10 protein-coding genes and 4 pseudogenes are annotated in these 17260 nt (G+C 58.8%); 4 read left to right on the plus strand and 10 right to left on the minus strand.

All coding sequences use genetic code 11. From position 1 onward, the window contains the following. Both D6B98_RS33925 and D6B98_RS33930 read left to right on the plus strand, forming a co-directional pair. The coding region (locus tag D6B98_RS33925) for a carbohydrate porin (protein ID WP_164719050.1) at window positions 1–394 on the plus strand (394 nt) is incomplete at its 5' end. A gap of 186 nt (window positions 395–580) precedes the next feature. Further along, window positions 581–1452: pseudogene (locus D6B98_RS33930) on the plus strand (Mu transposase domain-containing protein); the annotation flags it as partial. A 50-nt stretch (window positions 1453–1502) separates the two neighbouring features. On the opposite strand, the pseudogene D6B98_RS33935 reads toward D6B98_RS33930, so the two are convergent. Then, window positions 1503–3043, minus strand: a pseudogene (locus D6B98_RS33935) (ISL3 family transposase). A 142-nt stretch (window positions 3044–3185) separates the two neighbouring features. Here D6B98_RS33935 and D6B98_RS40570 point away from each other — a divergent pair. After that, window positions 3186–3442 (plus strand): annotated as a pseudogene (locus tag D6B98_RS40570) (IS110 family transposase); the annotation flags it as partial. Between the two features lie 211 nt (window positions 3443–3653). Here the strand turns inward: D6B98_RS40570 and D6B98_RS33945 are convergent. The 3 genes and pseudogenes from D6B98_RS33945 to D6B98_RS33955 all read right to left on the minus strand — a co-directional run. Continuing rightward, a pseudogene (locus D6B98_RS33945) lies at window positions 3654–4103 on the minus strand (NEL-type E3 ubiquitin ligase domain-containing protein); the annotation flags it as partial. Then, window positions 4085–4330: a HAMP domain-containing protein gene (locus D6B98_RS41535; protein WP_126261369.1), complete on the minus strand. Its 246-nt coding sequence runs from the start codon at window positions 4328–4330 to the stop codon at window positions 4085–4087. The pseudogene D6B98_RS33945 and the gene D6B98_RS41535, both read right to left, overlap by 19 nt. 599 nt (window positions 4331–4929) lie before the next feature. Further along, window positions 4930–5298, minus strand: a complete 369-nt coding sequence (locus D6B98_RS33955) for a hypothetical protein (RefSeq protein WP_126261370.1) — start codon at window positions 5296–5298, stop codon at window positions 4930–4932. 2054 nt (window positions 5299–7352) lie between these two features. Between D6B98_RS33955 and D6B98_RS33960 the strand changes: the two genes are divergently transcribed. Next, the gene (locus tag D6B98_RS33960) at window positions 7353–7970 is read left to right on the plus strand and encodes a J domain-containing protein (protein ID WP_126261371.1); all 618 of its coding nucleotides are present in this window, start codon (window positions 7353–7355) and stop codon (window positions 7968–7970) included. An 827-nt stretch (window positions 7971–8797) separates the two neighbouring features. On the opposite strand, the gene D6B98_RS33965 is transcribed toward D6B98_RS33960, so the two are convergent. The 6 genes from D6B98_RS33965 to D6B98_RS33995 all read right to left on the minus strand — a co-directional run bounded on the left by D6B98_RS33965 (window position 8798) and on the right by D6B98_RS33995 (window position 17260). Further along, complete coding sequence (locus tag D6B98_RS33965) at window positions 8798–9802, minus strand: pectinesterase family protein (protein ID WP_126261372.1); 1005 nt, start codon at window positions 9800–9802, stop codon at window positions 8798–8800. A gap of 253 nt (window positions 9803–10055) precedes the next feature. Then, window positions 10056–11195, minus strand: a complete 1140-nt coding sequence (locus D6B98_RS33970; protein ID WP_235884918.1) for a glycoside hydrolase family 28 protein — start codon at window positions 11193–11195, stop codon at window positions 10056–10058. A gap of 686 nt (window positions 11196–11881) precedes the next feature. Beyond that, window positions 11882–12112, minus strand: coding sequence for a hypothetical protein (locus D6B98_RS33975; protein WP_126261374.1), 231 nt, complete (start codon window positions 12110–12112; stop codon window positions 11882–11884). Window positions 12113–13844: 1732 nt separating this feature from the next. Then, a complete protein-coding gene (locus D6B98_RS33985; protein WP_126261375.1) occupies window positions 13845–14138 on the minus strand; it encodes a hypothetical protein in 294 nt (97 codons plus the stop codon). Window positions 14139–15534: 1396 nt separating this feature from the next. After that, the gene (locus tag D6B98_RS40235) at window positions 15535–15939 is read right to left on the minus strand and encodes a hypothetical protein (protein ID WP_135171736.1); all 405 of its coding nucleotides are present in this window, start codon (window positions 15937–15939) and stop codon (window positions 15535–15537) included. A 76-nt stretch (window positions 15940–16015) separates the two neighbouring features. Beyond that, window positions 16016–17260 carry a Wadjet anti-phage system protein JetD domain-containing protein gene (locus tag D6B98_RS33995; RefSeq protein ID WP_126261377.1) on the minus strand — a complete coding sequence of 415 codons (1245 nt, stop codon included), beginning with the start codon at window positions 17258–17260 and terminating at the stop codon, window positions 16016–16018.

Here is a 17260-nt window from a genome sequence, read left to right on the forward strand (position 1 = left end):
ATTCGCGGGTCAATCTTGCCCGCCGTCAGGCAGAAACTCCACTTATCGCGCTGTTCAGATTTGCGGGACCAGCTCAGACCTCAACAGGATCAGCCAATATTGCGAGCTTCGTCTTTATGCGAAAGGGCCTTTTGACAGCCGGCCCAGTGATATGATTGCAATCGTTGCTAGCAAGACGAGCTGGAGCAAATTTGCAGTGGATGCTGCCTTGGCTAAAGGCCGGCTTGCGCATCGTGATACCACGGCAATCACCGGAACATATACCGCCCGTCTTGCTCCGGGAATTTATGCAGGCGTGGGATTATCATACATTCATAACCCCACAAGCATCACGCACACGCCCCAAACTGAACACGCGCTCAATCTGTTGGTATCTACGTTGATACTCTTCTGATCATCGCAAGTGCCATTCTGGTTCCACCTTCTCGAGCCGCATGGGACTTGAGCTTCGCGATCTTGTTGAGGAGACCGGCTGCATCTGCGCGAGACGAACCGTCTAGGGGTGCGCCAGCTGTAAGAGCTTATAGAGAAAAGATGTCGTTGGACCCCAAGCAAGGTGAAGCGGAGTGTTCAGGAGAAACTGGTCCCGAACGCCGCGGTTATAAAGGCGTGCCTCTACGATCCGCAGATCAATCGAACCTATGCGGAAATGGCGGCGCATTACGGCGCTGCCATATTGCCGGCGCGGCCGCGCAAGCCGCGCGACAAGGCCAAGGTCGAGCAAGCCGTCCTCGTTGTGGAGCGCTGGCTCCCCGGCCGCCTGCGCCATCGCACCTTCTACAGCCTTGCCGAGGTCAATGCGGCGATTGGCGAGCTGCTTACGCGGCTGAACGAGGAGCGGTCGATCCGGCGGCTCGGCGTGACGCGCCGCAGGCTCCTCGAGGAGATCGACCGGCCGGCGCTCAAGCCCTTGCCCGTAAGCCCGTATGTGCTCGCGGAGTGGCGGATTCGCCGCGTCAGCCTGGATTACCACGTCGAGGTTGAGAAGCATACTACAGCGTCCCGAATCGCTTCGCGCGTGCCGAGGTCGAGGTGCGGTTCACTGCCCGCACCGTCGAGATCTTCCACAAGGGCGAGCGGATTGCCGCACATCAGCGCATGACCGGCAATCACAAACACATCACCGAGCCGGAGCACATGGCCTCCAGTCATCGGCGCTACGCCGGCTGGACCATCGCGCGCATCCGCCAGGACGCCGCCGCGATCGGGCCGGCGACCAGCGCGTTGTGCGACCTCATTCTCGACGAGCCCTCGCATCCCGAGCAAGGCTTCCGCGCCTGCCTCGGCATCCTCAGGCTTGCCGCCTCCTATGGTCGCGAACGGCTGGACGGCGCGGGCGATCGACATCGGCGCGCGCACCTACGGCTCGGTCAAGTCGATCCTCGCCAACAATCTTGATCGGCGTCCCGCTCCGCGGACGACGCGCCGATCCTGCATGCCAACATCCGCGGTGTCAATCGGCGTTCGACTGGGGCTCTGACGCAATCTTGGTGCAGCTCCGATTACTCAGCGCCGATTAGTCTCGCTTGAAGCAGATCGAGTTTGCCGCGGCCGTACATCTGACGTCTGACGAGCTTGAGGCGCGTGATCTGACCTTCGGTCTGGCCATTAGACCAGGGCAAAGTGATTGCTGCACGGACCGCTGCTTGTCCCTTGCGACGCCGCTGGCGAACGAGGCGACGAGACTAGCGCGGGCGCGCTCTATCCACGTCATGAGACCCGCCTCCGTCTTGCGCCGGATCATCAGATGCAATTCGGCAATGATCTCGCGTGCCTCGACCAAGGTTGGCACGCCAGCTTCGATCGCCGCGATCGTCACGGTCTCTGCTTTCGTGAGCAAGTCCCGCCCGATTATCATGAGGCGCGCGATCGTTCTGGCCGACGGAATCCTCTGAAGGTTTTGTGTGTCGGTTCTTTCCGCCCGTCGTCTGCGGGTTGCCCACTCGCTGACGACTCGGAGCGAGCCGCGGAAGCCCCGCCCTTTAACGCCGCCAAAGTTCAGCCCCGTTACGGCAGCCGGACGCCCACTGCTCGTCCAGCCATGGTAAATGCAGATCCAACGAACTTTGTCGGGTTCGGAAGACGTCGTGGCGTTCGTCGCGGACCACCTGTCGCACCAGCTTCCTGCTGTGGCCGGTCTGACGCACGATCTGCTTGATAGGTATGCCGTTCTTCGACAGAGCCAGGATGGCCGCGTTGGTCTCCTCACGGCGCAAATAGCCTTCATACTGAAGACGCTCGGCGGCTGTGAGCAGCTTGGGGTCGATCGTGGTCGCACCGATCACGGTGCGGATCTGGCGCATCGACTTGCGCACGGCCTCGAGGAAAGCCCGACTGGCGTTCTCCATCAGATGCCAACGATCGGCGACCTGTACTGCATGCGGCAGGGCCTTGGCCGCGGCTTCGCCGTATCCGCCACCACGATCACGGGCGACGATTGCGATCGTGGGATGCGCAGCGAGCCACGCTTGTGCAGTTGTTGGTTCACGATCCGGCAGCAGGGTGACCACCCGACGCCTCTCCAGGTTGCAGACAATGCTGGCGTATCGGTGATTGCGCCGCCAGGCCCAGTCATCAATGCCGATAACCCTGAGCGGGTCAGTTGGGGGACGGCTTTGGCGCCGAACCACCCGCAGAAGCGTGTCCTTGCTTACCGGCAGCATCAGCCGCTTTGCAAAGCCTGCTGCCGGTCGACCGCCAAGCGCCAGGCCGAGGTGATGGACGATGGAGTCCAGCCTTGCCGTGCGTCGCGCCGATGGCGCCAGTACGCCTTCGGCGAAGCATTTGGCGCCCGCATAGGACGGCGTCACAGCGGGAGCGGCGGGCGATCACCAGGAGCTGGACGATCCGCCCCGAGCGCGGCAGATGGGTAACGCGGCTCGATAGCGGCTATGGACACGTCGGGAAGCCGTTCCGCACGATGGACACAGGCCGACGCTTCCGGACGTCCGGACCGTGATGACGGCTTTATCACCTCATAGCACGCACTCTCTACAATAAATCCAAGCGGCACCAAACTGGAGCGGTGGAGTGCCTGCTGCATGGCGCTGATTCTCCTCCAATCAAAGCGCCAGACATCCCGCAAACTGCATCAAAAGTGATGGTGTGGAACGGCCCCTTCGAACCGGCATCAAAAGTGCCTAACGTGGTCGCGTAGAGAGGCGCCACAAAGGAAGGACCGTTCCATGGAGAAGATTATCACAGTGGGTTTGGATTTGGCCAAGTCGACCTTTCAAGTTCACGGCATCGCCGAAAACGGGAAAGTCTTGGTTCGTCGCACATTGCGGCGATCGCAGGTTCTGCCCTTCTTTCGGAACCTCCAACTTGCTTGGTAGGTATGGAGGCCTGTGCGAGTGCCCATCACTGGGCGCGCGAGATCGCGGCACTGGGCAACGTTGTTCGCATGATGCCGCCCGCCTACGTAAAGCCTTACGTCAAACGACACTAAGACCGACGTGGCGGATGGACGTAGATACGCCCTCGCCTGGCAGGCGGGAATTTTCGTCACTCGGCAAGACCGAAAGACCCTCATCTTCCGGAGCGCATTGCCAAGGCGCAAAAGCACTTTGGCAGCGATGGTCGAGCCTTCACGATCGATCTTTAGGTACCGGCGCGGAGCAATAATAGATATCGCTGCGGCGGTTTGGGGAGCCTCATAGTTCGAGGCCACGCTCGGCGAGCACACGTTGCATGACCTCGCCTTTGATCTCGCCAGCGATCTCGTTTCGGACTTGGGCTCCGAGCACCCGCTCGGCATCCGGATCGCCTCGAAGACCATACTCGGCGAGGCGCTGATCCAAGCGGGTTTGAAACTCTTCGCCCATGGCCTCGACCAGCCGGTCTTGCACCGCTGCATGTTCGTCCGGAGCGATGCGCCTCAGCACCGTCTCCCAGGGTTGCCAGCGGATTGCCATGTAGTCGGTGAACTGGCTTGCTTCCCGCTGCCGAACCAGCTCGAGCGCCTCCGTTACATCGTCCTCGCTTACGTGAGAGACCGCCAGGAAGCGCATGTCAGGGGCGACATGACTGAGCTCCAGCGGCTCGCGCAGCCGATGTTGATAGGCCAGGTAGACTTCGATGTCGTCTACGATCGGGTTTCCGCCTCCGCCTTCTCGGCCGACCTCACCTTGAACCTCTCGACGGCATTCGCGATTTCCCCAATTTCGTCCTTGCGACCAAGACCTTGGAGTACAACATCGAAATTGCCCTCGGCCGGCTCGAGCATCGATGCTGTCAGATTCCGGATCGGGCTGCTAATGCTGCGCGAGGTAAACACCGCGAGGAGGAAACCCAGCAGCAAACTAAGAGCGCCAAGGATCAAGGCTATCATCACGCCCAATCCAAGGTCATCTTCCGCCTTTCACGCAGTGGCTCTCGAAGCCTTCTCGCAATCAATTGCGAGCGGCTCTGAGAGTTCGTCAACCCGACCACCGGCGGCGAGTGCTGAACTTACGGCCGATTTCGCCGCGGGCGTATCTAGCGCGCTATTTCTTCCTCTAAATTCCTTCAGTCCGAGCGCCTTCGTTTCATCGTCCTCGATAGCTCTTTTGAGATCCAGCACTCGCACCGGCGTCCGAAGTCCTTGGTGTCGGCAGCGAGATCCTCAAGCCGCGCAAATGTACGCCTATAGGTGTCTGCGGCCTTCCAATGCGACGGATCATCGGTTGTCAAGGCCATCCATACATGCATCCGAGCTTCAAATACTTGCTTTTCGATGCGCTCATCTTCGGCTACGTGGTCTTTTTGGCGAACCACAGTCGGCAACAATCCGTTCGCGCTCCGGGAGTTACGGATCGAGTAACCGACAATTTGCAACGGACATCAGAAGAAGCGATCCAAACCCAGCATCAATCGACCGGTGATTTTGATGTTTGCGAACGCTTGTTGTGCCTCTCTGCTAAAGGGTGGTCGTCTTACCTCGAATATACTTCAGCGATCCCATCGGAAAACGAGGAACGTCAGCTCTAAAGTGGCAGATTTCCGTTTGGCGAGAGCAAGCTCTCGCTCGATTAGATCGAGATCCGCTTCCAGCCTGGCCCCAGCTGACGAATCGGCGATCTTGTGTATGAGCGCTCGTATCTGACGATGGTTCTCCTTCAGCGTGGCAATCGCACTCGCGATCGTGAGCTTGGCGTTGGCGCGGGCGGCTTTGAGCCGCTGATTTGCACCTCGACCGGAATCACATGCTATTGCGAACGGCGCTAATGGCGCCTCACGCTTAGCAATCGCCATCGTTCGCATTGGCTCAGCGCGCCGCATGGGCGCACCAGGTCGACGAAACTTTACGACATTGAGCATTTTGAACCTCGACCAAAGTGCCTCAAAAATACGAGCGTCGCAGTCATGCGAATGGTTCTGCGGCTAACTCGACTACATGCGCAGCGGCTGCGTGTTCGCTCCGGTTGTATGTCGGCCGAAGTTAACAAATTTCTTTAAATGCAGGTCGTCCGCTTTGCGCGCGTCGACGACTACCGCATACTTCGTTTTAAATTTGCAGGGTCCACTGGCAACACGAACGTTGAATTACCGCGCCCGCCACCTGAGCTGCGCAGAAAATCTTCGTGGCCGGCGACAAAATGCACTCAAAAAGCATTAGAGTCTCTCCGAGCATGTACCACGTGGGTTCGAGCGGTTAATCCAGCCACCGACGACCGCGCAAAAAATTATTGCGTTGCCGACAGGCAGTCGACGAAGGCAGTGAGTTGAGCGAGATCCGACGGCCCGGCTGCCCCTCATGGTCGGCGCCCGCGCCGCATACCGCGCGGCATCCAACCCTATGTCTCTCGATATGACTTCTTACTGCGGGGAAGCTGGGCGTTTCGGCATTCCGATGATGAGCCGGTGCAAGCTGACCTGTAGGCAATGGGGCACTTGTACATAACGGACGGAAAGGTCCCGGGGATCGCTGCGCACCGGTCTCTCCGGATGCAAAGCAGCTGTTTTGACGGGTTGCTGGCCGAAAGCGCCTCGCAGGCCGGTAGCTGCGCCATCCTCTATTGTGTTCCTCCTCTGGACCGCCGGATCACCGCAGATACTGATCTGCAAATAGAATGCGGGCGGACGGTGCCACAAGCGAACGCGACGCCCTGGGATCAAGGTGACCTTCTATTGGGCAGGGCTAGCGGTGGCAACGATGATTGTCGCCGTCAAGCCACGGAGGAGGTGCGCAGGCTGGAGGAGAGTTTGAACCGATCATGGGCTTCGACCTAATGACGGACTCGCCCGATTGCAGTTTCACGTCTTGAGCGCGGTCGCTCTCTAGATTGGTAGAGCTGTTTCTTACAAAAGCGTGAGGTCCAGGCTCTGCAACTTTTCGGGCAAATACAGTTGCGCTGCCGAAAGCCATCGCCGCCACCGCGGGCCGGCAGCGCCGAATGCGCATAGGGCTGCAACTCCGATAACAGGCGGGTTTTACTCATGCACGATGTCTGAAATGCTCTTCTGCCCGATCATTCAGGACGGATATTCGCTGACTGATCGACACGATTATTTCGTCTCGCTTGTTTGGGTCATGCATTCCAGTACCCACCAACGGCATATTCGAGATACAATTTCTGATTCACGGTGCATGTCCCGTCGTCGCCAAACCGCCAAAAGCGCCCGGGCTCGAAAACGGTGGCGCAAAGTCGACATCGCCACGCTGGGTGACGCTTCGGCACACGATGCTCTGAGGCAATTGGCGATAAGCTGGTCTTTCATAGGATCCGGCTACACCGGCACGGCCCGGAAAACGAATTACCTCGACATAACCATTTAGAGCTGCGTCCGGGACGTGGACCAGCGCCTAGACAAGCACCTCCTACAATCCCGGCAGCCGTGCCAGTGCCAGCATCCACCCGCTCCAACAGTACGAATCGTTCGAGATTTTGCTGGGTAGGCTGGTGAGCAGGGGGACTTTGTCAGCGGCGGACGGGCGCTGTACTTGCATTGATCCGTGAACGAGCGGGGTCGAATTGCCTTCAGATCGCGACATTTCGCTTCTGTTTCGCTACGAAGACGGAAGACTTTCCGAGCTTCTAAACAAGAATGAGAAGACGCCGCTCGCGTTCCTCGTTGCGCAGATTTCCGCATTGCCCTTAGCTGGATCTTTGAGAGTATTTGCACCGGTCACATTAATGACGACCGTGTGCTGAACCCGACAGCAAATTGCGATTGAACTGATCTGAGATCGCAAGGAGATGATGGTCTGAACCAAGCTCGCGCGTCCTGGCATGTCCATTGCTAGGAAGTGCCTGTTACATCATGCGACTGACTGGATGCAAAGGCCGAGTCAGACCCGACGTGCCGTCCAAACCAAGTCTCTAGCATAGAAGCGGCGCTGTTAACTGCCGCTGCGCCAACGGAGCCAGGTCATGTTGATCGACACATCCGAAATCTTCGACTCCATTCGCATCAATAAGCAGGAGGCGCAGGAGCGCCAGCCCGCGGCGCTATGCGAATGGCCTGGCTGCCAGAACAAGGCTACCCATCCCGCGCCCAAGGGCCGCGACAATGCGCGCGCCTATTGGCGCTTCTGCATCGAGCATGTTCGCCAATACAATCAGTCCTACAATTTCTTCTCGGGAATGGACGCGGAAGCGGTCGCGCGCTACGAGAGGGACGCGCTGACCGGCCATCGTCCGACTTGGAGGATGGGCGAGAGCATCAGCGCAGACAAAAACAGCACTGCCAATTTCGAGGACGACTGGCATGCCCTCTGCACGCTCGCCGAGCTGAACGGACGCGCCGGTGCCCGCCCGCGCGCGAAGGCCAAGCTCGAGGCGCGCACGATTTTCAATGCCCAAGGCAAAGCGTTGCAGCTGATGGGCCTGAATGCCGATGCGACGCTCGGCGAGATCAAGGCGAAATACAAGGCGCTGGTCAAGCAGCACCATCCCGATGCCAATGGCGGCGACCGCTCCAGGGAGGATCGCCTGGTCGAGATCATCAAGGCCTACCAGTACCTGAAGACCGTGGTGCGCGAGCGCTAGCCCGAACATCTCAGTGGGCCGCAAACGGCGCTTCGGAAGTGGAGTACGGAACCACCCAGCGCCTTGCTCTGGCTACGCTGGCAGTTTGGCTTCCCTGGCTAACGCTATCGGCCGAGCATGGCGAACAATCGACCATGATGAGCGGTTCGTTTCGTTGCGCGCAGCGATCGGGAAAAAGGGCCGGATAAAGGATGCGGCAAGAACCGTGCGCAAATGGCGGCCGCCTCGGGCCAGCGGTCAGTTTGTGGAAATGCCAAACGGTTCTGTCCAGTCCTGACGGCTGAGTCGCTACTGGGCGCGGTTCGATTTTCGACGCTTCAGCAGGACTTGCGCACGATCGATCCCTCGTTGTTCGAGCGGCAACACGAAAGTACAAACCTTTCCGTGGACACGCGTTGGCTGTCTGGAAAGGGTTACTGCGCAGAGGCGCTCCGTCCAGACCTATTTGCGCGGTGGTGCCGGATCAACGATCGATCACGAGAGCCCGATCGATCGCAGGGTTGAGGGCCGGGTTCTGACGTAGCTCCGGGCTACGGCGCCAGAGCTACTCACCTATCTCGAGGGCTCTGCCGATCGCCGCGAGGCAAGGTAGGCATCGTGAACTTGAGCGCTTTCAACGTGCATCGCGTTGATCAAGCACACGGCTATCGCACGGTGCTAGAGGGGGGCTTCCCCTGTCGTGAGTAGCTGCTTGATGGGTTTCGATTTCCCACAAATTGTCCCCGACGACGGAGCCCAACGATGTCGGTGAAGCGTGACAGCCCGCGCCGCCGTCTATCTGCTCTCCTCCGTCATTTAATCCCAGGAGCATCGTCGTTTCCTCACCGTCAGTTCCGCTTTGTGTTAGCTCGATCTCGTTCCGTTGGCAGCCAATCTGTGGCACCGCCGAAGAACACTCTCAACGACCATCTCGAGGCTTCGCTATCGGTCAGTTGATGGGAGTGAGGTTCGCGGCCTGAGGGGTTAGCCCCTGCCCCGAAGGATCTATATTCGGCATAATAGCTCGTGCTCAAGGAATTGGTCTTGCCGGGAGCCCATTCTCGCCAGCCTTCCGCAACGACCTGCGCATCTATCTTTGTCGACAGAAAAACCACTGTGGCGTAAGGCCGCCAAGGGCGCCCAAGCGCGATGTCGCGCGCGGCAGGGTCGGCACTTAGGCTGCAATGATCAAAAACATAGCCGCTGTCCTCATCGGGAGCAGCCTTGCTCTGTGCGGTAAAGATGACCGCTTGATTGGCGATGCCGTGCAACTCGCATCGCCGGAACCAGGCCTTAGCGTTGCCAAACACGAAATCGACATGCCCTTCGATGTAGCAGTTCGAGAAGTATTGGCGTGACATTGTGCCGTTCGGACCCTTGCCAGCAAACAGCGTGTCCTGGGCCCCGAGCAGGCGGACACGCGCAACGACGTCCTTGTCTCCGGTAAGAGACAGTGCAACCGCTTGCGAGGATGGATTGGCCGGATTGAGGGCGTAGTCGTTCTGTATAGTCAGATTCTCGAGCCGGAAGTCATCGCCAGCGGCACTCAACGTCGCCGAGCGGACGGTTCCTCCTACATTGATGGCGCCGTCGCCGTAAACAATGACGGTATCCTCCGGATTGCTACCAGTCCCTGAGAGATGAACGCCCGATCTGGAGATTTTGACCTTCTCACGATAGATACCCGGCGCGATCCGGACATCTCCGCCTTCCGGCGGTAATGCATCGATGGCTTGCTGCACGGAGTGATAGTCCGCATTTTCGGCATGCGACACCAACAGTGGCTTGGCGTACGCCGACGGGATGCAGAAACATCCGGCCAGAAGTACAGCGCGGCGAACGACAACCCTCATGTGATCTTGCATTCGTTGAGTTAGCAGCATCTTCGACGCAGTTGATAGGGCTTATCTCAGCGCGACAGCCGCCGCGCCAGCCAACACATTTTCACTCCAAATCAGACCCTGCACGTCACCTTCGCATTCCGAGGCTTGCAAGCCGTCGGACAATCGCAACGAAGTCGCGGCATGAGGCTCACTTTCATCAACAACCGGTAGTTTTGGACCACATGCAGAACTCGTCACCCGAACTCGGCGGTTGATGTCGTGCTTACCGTTTGCCGTCGCGGAATGCGCTGGAACATACCTCCGACCCGCGCAGCAGCGGTCCGGCAGCTCGCCGCGGCAGCGGCGGCGATACGTCGGAGTGATCTGCGGTGACTTTCGCATGCTCAACTTGCCAAGTCGCGGTCTTGGAAAATCGGACGTCTTCGAGTGTCACGTCAAGTGCATGCCCCTCGTCTAGGCCACGCATCAGCAACACACCAGTGTCACCATGCACATGACGGAGAACGATTTGCCGATAGACCGGAATCTTAGTGCCTTGAGCGTGCGGATCATACTTCGCGTCGAAAGACACCGGCCACCGGTTGCCCCGCAGGCACACGTACTCATAAGTCACACCTTCGACCAGACCGCCTCGACTAACGTCGCTCTTGATGCGCAGACCCGACGTCGTTCCATCCAACGTCAGATTACGCACCAATATGTCTCTGGCACCGGAATTCACCTCACTGCCGATCGACATCCCATGCCCCCAGCCAAAATAATTATCAATGATCGAGATATGGCTGCTTGGGCCATTGCCGCCGGCCTTGATCGCGACGTTGTCGTCCCCCGTACGGATTAGGCTGTGGGTGATGGTCACGTCCTGACTCGCGCCAAGGTCGATGCCATCAGTGTTGCGGGCATCCGCCGGCGAATCGATTGTAAGGCCCCAAAACGTGGCACCTTCGCCCCGGTTCATTGCGACATGAAAATTAGGAGCGTTGCGCAAGGTGACACCAGAGAACGTGATGCCCTGCGCATGATCGATCTGGATCAAGCGCGGGGCGTTCTGGTTGCCGCCCTCGGCTTGAGCGCGCCGGGCTAGCTGCCACCATGTTTCAGCACTGCCGGCAATCAATGCGCCGCCCTGACCATCGATGATGCCCTCTCCGTAGATGCCGCCGCCACGCGTCTTAGAGAAGCTGATGAATGGCCGGCAACCATCGCCCTTCTCCGCAATGCGCCCACATTGTCCGAGACCCTTGTCGTAAGCAGCAGGTTCTGGGATGGCGATCAGCTTCGCACCACGTCCGACCCATAAGGTCACGCCTGACTTCATCTCGAGTGGGCCCGACCGGTACTCGCCACTTCCTAAATACACGGCGGCTCCGGAAGGGCATTGATCGATGGCATCTTGCAACATGGCCGTATCTTGTTTCCCAGACGGCACGGGACGGTCGCACACTGTATGAGGTGCAACAGGTTCACTGATAACCCGGCGGTCTTGCGCGTTCGCGGCGGGGACGCCAAGCATGGAGGTGAGTAGGGACAATATGGCCCAGTTACGAAAACGCTTTGTCATCGACCTCTTCTTGCTTTGTCACGCGCATCTCTGCGCGTTGCTGTCTGTTAGGGAGCGCAGGCTCAAGCGAGCCGCCGCGCGCGCCACTGGCCCGCGCAAGATGACATTTATAAGACGCAACATCGGCCGGACCGGGCACCCGCGCAGTTGCATCTTGCATTTACGGAAGAACGTGGCGTTGTCGGATGGCTCATGGTCTAACCGCTTCGTCAACGGTCAGCCTGCTCACATCCATCAAGCGCGGCATCAGCCGTGATTCAGCTTTTTGCATATGTACTGCGTCATTACTCGCGCGATCCCTTGCATCTGCGTTCGGCCGATTCCTAGCCACAAGCACAGATAGGAGCGCCTGCAGTCCTCGACAGGCAGCTACCGTTCGGCTACGAAGGCCGTACCGTGTGTTGCTCGCTCAGCAAGCGATGGACTCGACATCGGCTCGCCGAAAGGCAACAAGAAACGAGCGCTAGGGGCTAGCGCATTCGCACAAGTTCGGGATCACTGCCGTGGTAGACGCCTCGGCGCCATCATCATCGAGCTGTCGCCGGCTTTAATTTCCGGCGAGCACTGCCCGCCTTCACCATCGCGAGAATGTAATCATGATCCGCGCGAGACACATTCTTCGGCGGTTTGCGGCCGAAGAGTTGGGCAAGGCCGGTGGGAACGGCCACGCGCGCTGCGTCCAATTGTTGCTCAAAGGCGTCTTGTTCAGGCAGGTTCGGCTGCTGATCGTCTAAAACGGCATCCTGTACCGAGAGCATTGGATATGTCGAAATTGTGCGAGTCCACAACAACCTATCGTCCAAGAGCAGTTTGATTAGTCGGTATACGGAAAAGCTTTCGAGAAGCTGACGAGGTTCCGGCCAGCACCTGACTTACATTCGCACCGGGAATGCTCTGCCTGAATGCCTCACGGACTAAGTGACTGCTGTTTGTCGACTTCCGCCGAACCACAATGTGCGGGACATAGTCAGCCAGTTCTCGTCACCATCCATGCAATTGCGGATCAGGCGATGTATCCGCAATCACGACGGCAAAGGCCGTCGCATACCTTGCGCGGAGGCTATAGCGGAGCGTCACGATGACGCGCGACCAGAAAGGTCTACCGGCATTTTGGACGCCTGGAAGACGGACAAACCGACCGGACCGGCCCTGAACAAATGTAGAGAGCTCTTAACATTCATCTAGGACATGTGCGTGAGCAGCAGCCGAGATAGGAAGCTCGGGTCAAAAACGCAGCTTACCTCCCTCATGTGGTGTTACTCCGCACCCATACGCCGGCCAACGCACCACAATCACCAAAACGCCCAGCGCATCGCATGGCCTCCACTTCGCCCGTTCGGACCGTAAAGCGATGCGTCTCAGTTTGTTGGTGGCGAAACCTGCCAGGGTAAACGTGCGTGGCTTTCAACGGTCCCATAATCGACTGAAAAACGCCACGGGACCCTCCTTGTCAATGGCATCATCGACGTTTCGCGATTCCGGCGATCGCGCTCTACACATTGGATTGGTTGCCGCAAGGTCGCGGTTGCGTTCATCAATCGACGGTGAAATTGCTCGACGCTCCAGCCTCCGCTCCAACTCCGCCAATCCTGCCTTACATTCGGCGATAACTGATCGGGCACAAAGCAGCTTGACTCTGAGCTCGTCCATTTGCCTGACTATTTTCTCTGGATCCCAATCGTCCTGCATCAGCTCACGACCATCTGCAAACGCCAATGCAAAGCCGGCGCTTAGCTCCCAGACTTCCGCTCGGCACCTCGCCGCTTCCAACGCTTGAGTCACGGCTTAAAACTGATGCAAACGATCGTCCCAAAGCATAACGTCCAACCTTCGTGGGTATCATATTGATGAGAAAGCCATTCGTCGCGAGTCCGTTGCAGGACCCGGGTTCTGGCTGCCAATGCAAAACGCGATCCGAACATAACCGCGCGTTCGCGATGCTAGCTGGCGGTTTGGGTAATGCATCAGGAGACCGGCCTTGATGAAGTCGGCACGGTTGATCTCAATACTCGGGTCGGGTGCTGCATCAGCATCGTGGTGAAAGTGGTGTCGTCAAAGATAGCAACTGGCGTGCCAATGCACTCGAGCATTTCTATAGAGAACACGACGTAGGCGTTCCCGCGCCATCTCGTTACTGGCGCCCTATTTGTTGCGCCTGAAACAATCGATGTTTTGAGCAAGACAGCGACAGTCTCGCAACCGCGAGGTCCGTAACAGCGCGACAGCACTCTGTGAAAAACAGAACATCTATGTGAGCAGCCCCCGAAACAAGACGCTCTAGCCAAAGACGCGGCGATACGTCCAGTATGTGGTGCTACCCTGCGCGCATCCCCTGGCCAACGCACCGCGCTCAACCAAAAAGCCGAGCCCTATCGACAGGGCCGCACCCAGTTGTCCGATTCGCCCGCCGGGTTCGCCCCCCCATGCGTCTCGAGATCTTCACCAACTCCGCAACGAAAGCTTCGCCGCTAACGTGCGCGGCAGCATCTTTCAGCAATCCCATGATCGACTCGAAAACGCCACACCGGCATCAACAGCATCGTCGACGCTGCGGGATTCTTGCGATCGCGCGTGACGTATTGAATTCGTTGCCACAGAGTTGCGCTGGCGTTCATCGATCGGCGATGAGACTGCTCGACGCTCAAGCCTCCGCTCCAGATCCGCCAATCCGGCCTTACATTCCTCGACAACCGATTGGGCGCGAAGCAGCTTGACCTTGAGCTCGTCCCGTTGCCTGAGTATTTTCTCAGGATCCCAATCGTGCTGCATCAGCTCATTGACCATCTGCAAAGCACCGATTTAAGGCCGCCGCTTAGCTTCACGAACACAGGCTCGGTATCTCGCAGATGCCCGGCGCTGAGCCACCGGCCAAAAGTGAAGCAAACAATCGCCCTGGGGTATAACGCATTTGCAGCGGTGTGCACCATCTTGTTGAGGACCGCCATTCGTCCCCAGCCCTTTACAACATGATCGGATTCGGCCCGGCAAACCGGAGCGCGCGATACGAAGATGGCAGAGTTCGTGACGTAGGTGCACGGTTTGAAAAGCGCATCAGGAGACCTCTGCTATCGATCAAGCGGGCAAGTTCATCTGAATACCTCGGCCGGATGGTGAACGAGCATCATAGTCGCAATTGGTTTCGTCACATCTTGAGGCAACCGGCATGCCAATTCCGGTTGAGTGTTTTTATGAAGAAACGATGTCGGTTTTCCCGCAGCACGTAGTTGCAGGCGGCACTATTGTCGCGATTGAAACAAACGACGTCTTGAACGAGACAGCCAAAGCCGTAACCACGACAGCCATAGCAGCGCTCACTATGGCATCGGTCGATATTGAGAGAAGATTTTGCGGACGTCGGCCAGAATGCTCTCACCATTTTGAGCGGTGCGTTGTTGTGTGAGAACATGCTATTGCTGGCCGTGGCGCGATGATGCGAACGCGAGCGCAGCGATAAGATCGTGTCAGCGAGGGCAAAGGGTTAGCTGAGCGCGCAATCCGGGGCAGCGTGTTCATGAGGAAGACAGCAGAAAGAAGCTCGCATCGCGGCCTCGTCGTTGGGGAAATGGGTAGCTCGCCGTCAACTCACCGGCGAACTCGCCGCAACTGCAACACTCGCCACCCCGATCCTTCACGCAGGTCGGACAGATCGCGATGATGGCGACGGATCTGGCCTGGATCGGCCATATCGGCACTTAGGCGCAGCGGCAGCAGCCCTTGCCGACATAATCTTGTCGATTGGCTTGACCTTCGCAGCCGGTGCGATCTCGGCGGTGGGTCCGCTCGCGGCCCAAGCATGTGAGGCGGTGGACGGAGCTCTGGTACGGCGATCGGTGCGCATGGGGCTACCGGCCGCCGATCATGGTTTTGCCGCAGCAGGGCGAGCAAATTGTGATTGTGCTCGGGGACGAACCAACCAACGCGCGGCTAGCTCAACAATATCTGTTCAGGCCGGCCTGGGGCATCTTGCCGGCATTGTGGTTCCTGGCGATCCGTAGTTTCATGCCAGCAGTCAACTGCCCAAGGCAGCCTTGTTGATCACGCTCGCCACCATCCGACCAACGCACTGCTGGCCTATCTGTTGATCACCCGCCAATTCGGCTTGCCGCAACTCGACTTGTTCGGAGCCGCCCTCGCGACCAGCCTCGTGAACAGTGCGACTTCCCTTGCGGGCTTTGGTTCGTCACACAACGTCGCCTGTTTCGCGACTACCAGGAGCTCCGATATCTGTGCGGTTCGATTGGCCGTTGATGCCGCAGCTCATCGTGATCGGGACGCCGGTTTCGATTGCCATTTTAACGGAATCGGGCCCTTTTCTGCGACGGCGCTTCTGATGGGTGGTAATCAGCACCACTGCCGTTGCAGGCCATGTGATTCCCTTGCAGGTCGCAACGGTTCTGTTCATGACTCCATTCTGCATCGGGATGGCGGTGAGCGTACCTGACGGACACGCACTCGGCCGCAGCGATCTGTCCGCCTTGGGCGAGCAGGTGCTACCGCCATGCTGCTCGGAATCCTGATCGCGGCGATTGCCACGATTGCGGTGGTCGGCACTCGGCTTGAAATCGCCAAGCTGTTCGTCGGCCAATCGTCTACCAACGCCAACGCCACGAGGCAGGAGCCGCCCTACTCATGGCCTTCGCTCTGAGGAACGCAGACGTTGTTCAACAAAGGCCGACGGAGATCGTCGACCTGGGAAGCTCATCGGGATCCACAGCGCGTTGATCCGCGCGCATTTTCTCATGAAGCTCTGGCAGGACTGGATCGAGTTCTTCCTGCTCGAGCGTCTTGGCTCCATCTTCCGCCATGTACGCTGCCAGAGCCGCGATACCGGAGTCCGGCGGACATCGAGCGGGTGCCGATTTTTTGAACGGCACTTGTCCCAAGCGCTCGGCAATTTCGACGCTCATGAGGTGAGGACCGATCGGTCGATCGACCGCGCGTTCGATGGTGCGGAAGATCCAAGTGCCGTCCGGATCGATGTCCGACCAATGAAAGATCGGCGTTTCTTCGGATACCAATCTTGCGATCGTCCGCAGCGCCTGCTGGGTGGCAAGCGAGGGGTATCCGCCGACATACATGGTCGTTCCTAATCGACCGGGATCCGCCTCGGCGATGTGCCGGTTGAAGCTTGCGAAGTTTTCGATTGTCAGAATGTAGGCCGGCGGCTCCCGGAAGCGGACGCGATCTGCTTCCTTGGGACTGATCCCGAGATAATGCGGAGAGATACCGGACAGGTCGGCTCCATCGAGGTCGATCTTGCCCGCGATCAGAAGCGGCGGGGCGAAGCGCTCCAGTCCGATCGCTCGCAGTGCCTCGCGCGGGCGGGCGCCAGGCGGAAAGTCCATTATGCCGCTCAAAAGCCGGACCACGGCACCCTCGATGCGCTCGAGTATCTTGCTGTGCCCCACCGTACGTCGCGAGAAAGTTTTGTAGTCGACGTCCAGATGCTTATTATCCAGGATCGCCTGGGCGAGAACGAATGCGTGGCGCAGCGTGTCGACGTCTGACGAACCGAATCCGTGCCATGTCTTACCCCGCGCCCACACCTCTGCGATTTGAGAGCCACTGTTCTTCAGGTACTCGTGCAGCGCCACTCCGGCTATAAGCCGCGCGGCGGCGTCCTCCGCGATGCGTGACGCCGGCGTGCGGTCAAGGTATGGGTATAAGATCTCCGCCGAGGCCAACCGCACGTGCGCCACTTGGTCCCGCTTCGCGCCGCGCCCCCAGCCAATGGACACCGCGCCGGCACTTTCGGCTTTCCTGATCTGGTTCAGAAAAGCGTCCGCCGCGACGACCGACGAGAAAGCGGCATAGTCGGGGTGGGCGATTGGGCTTGTGGCCCCGGCCTCGAAGCGATCGAGCAGGTCGTTCAGCAGGCCGATCGCGTCTGTGAAACGTCGCGCCAT

Source organism: Bradyrhizobium sp. LVM 105, assembly GCF_003957705.1.
GTDB classification, from domain to species: Bacteria; Pseudomonadota; Alphaproteobacteria; order Rhizobiales; family Xanthobacteraceae; genus Bradyrhizobium; species Bradyrhizobium frederickii.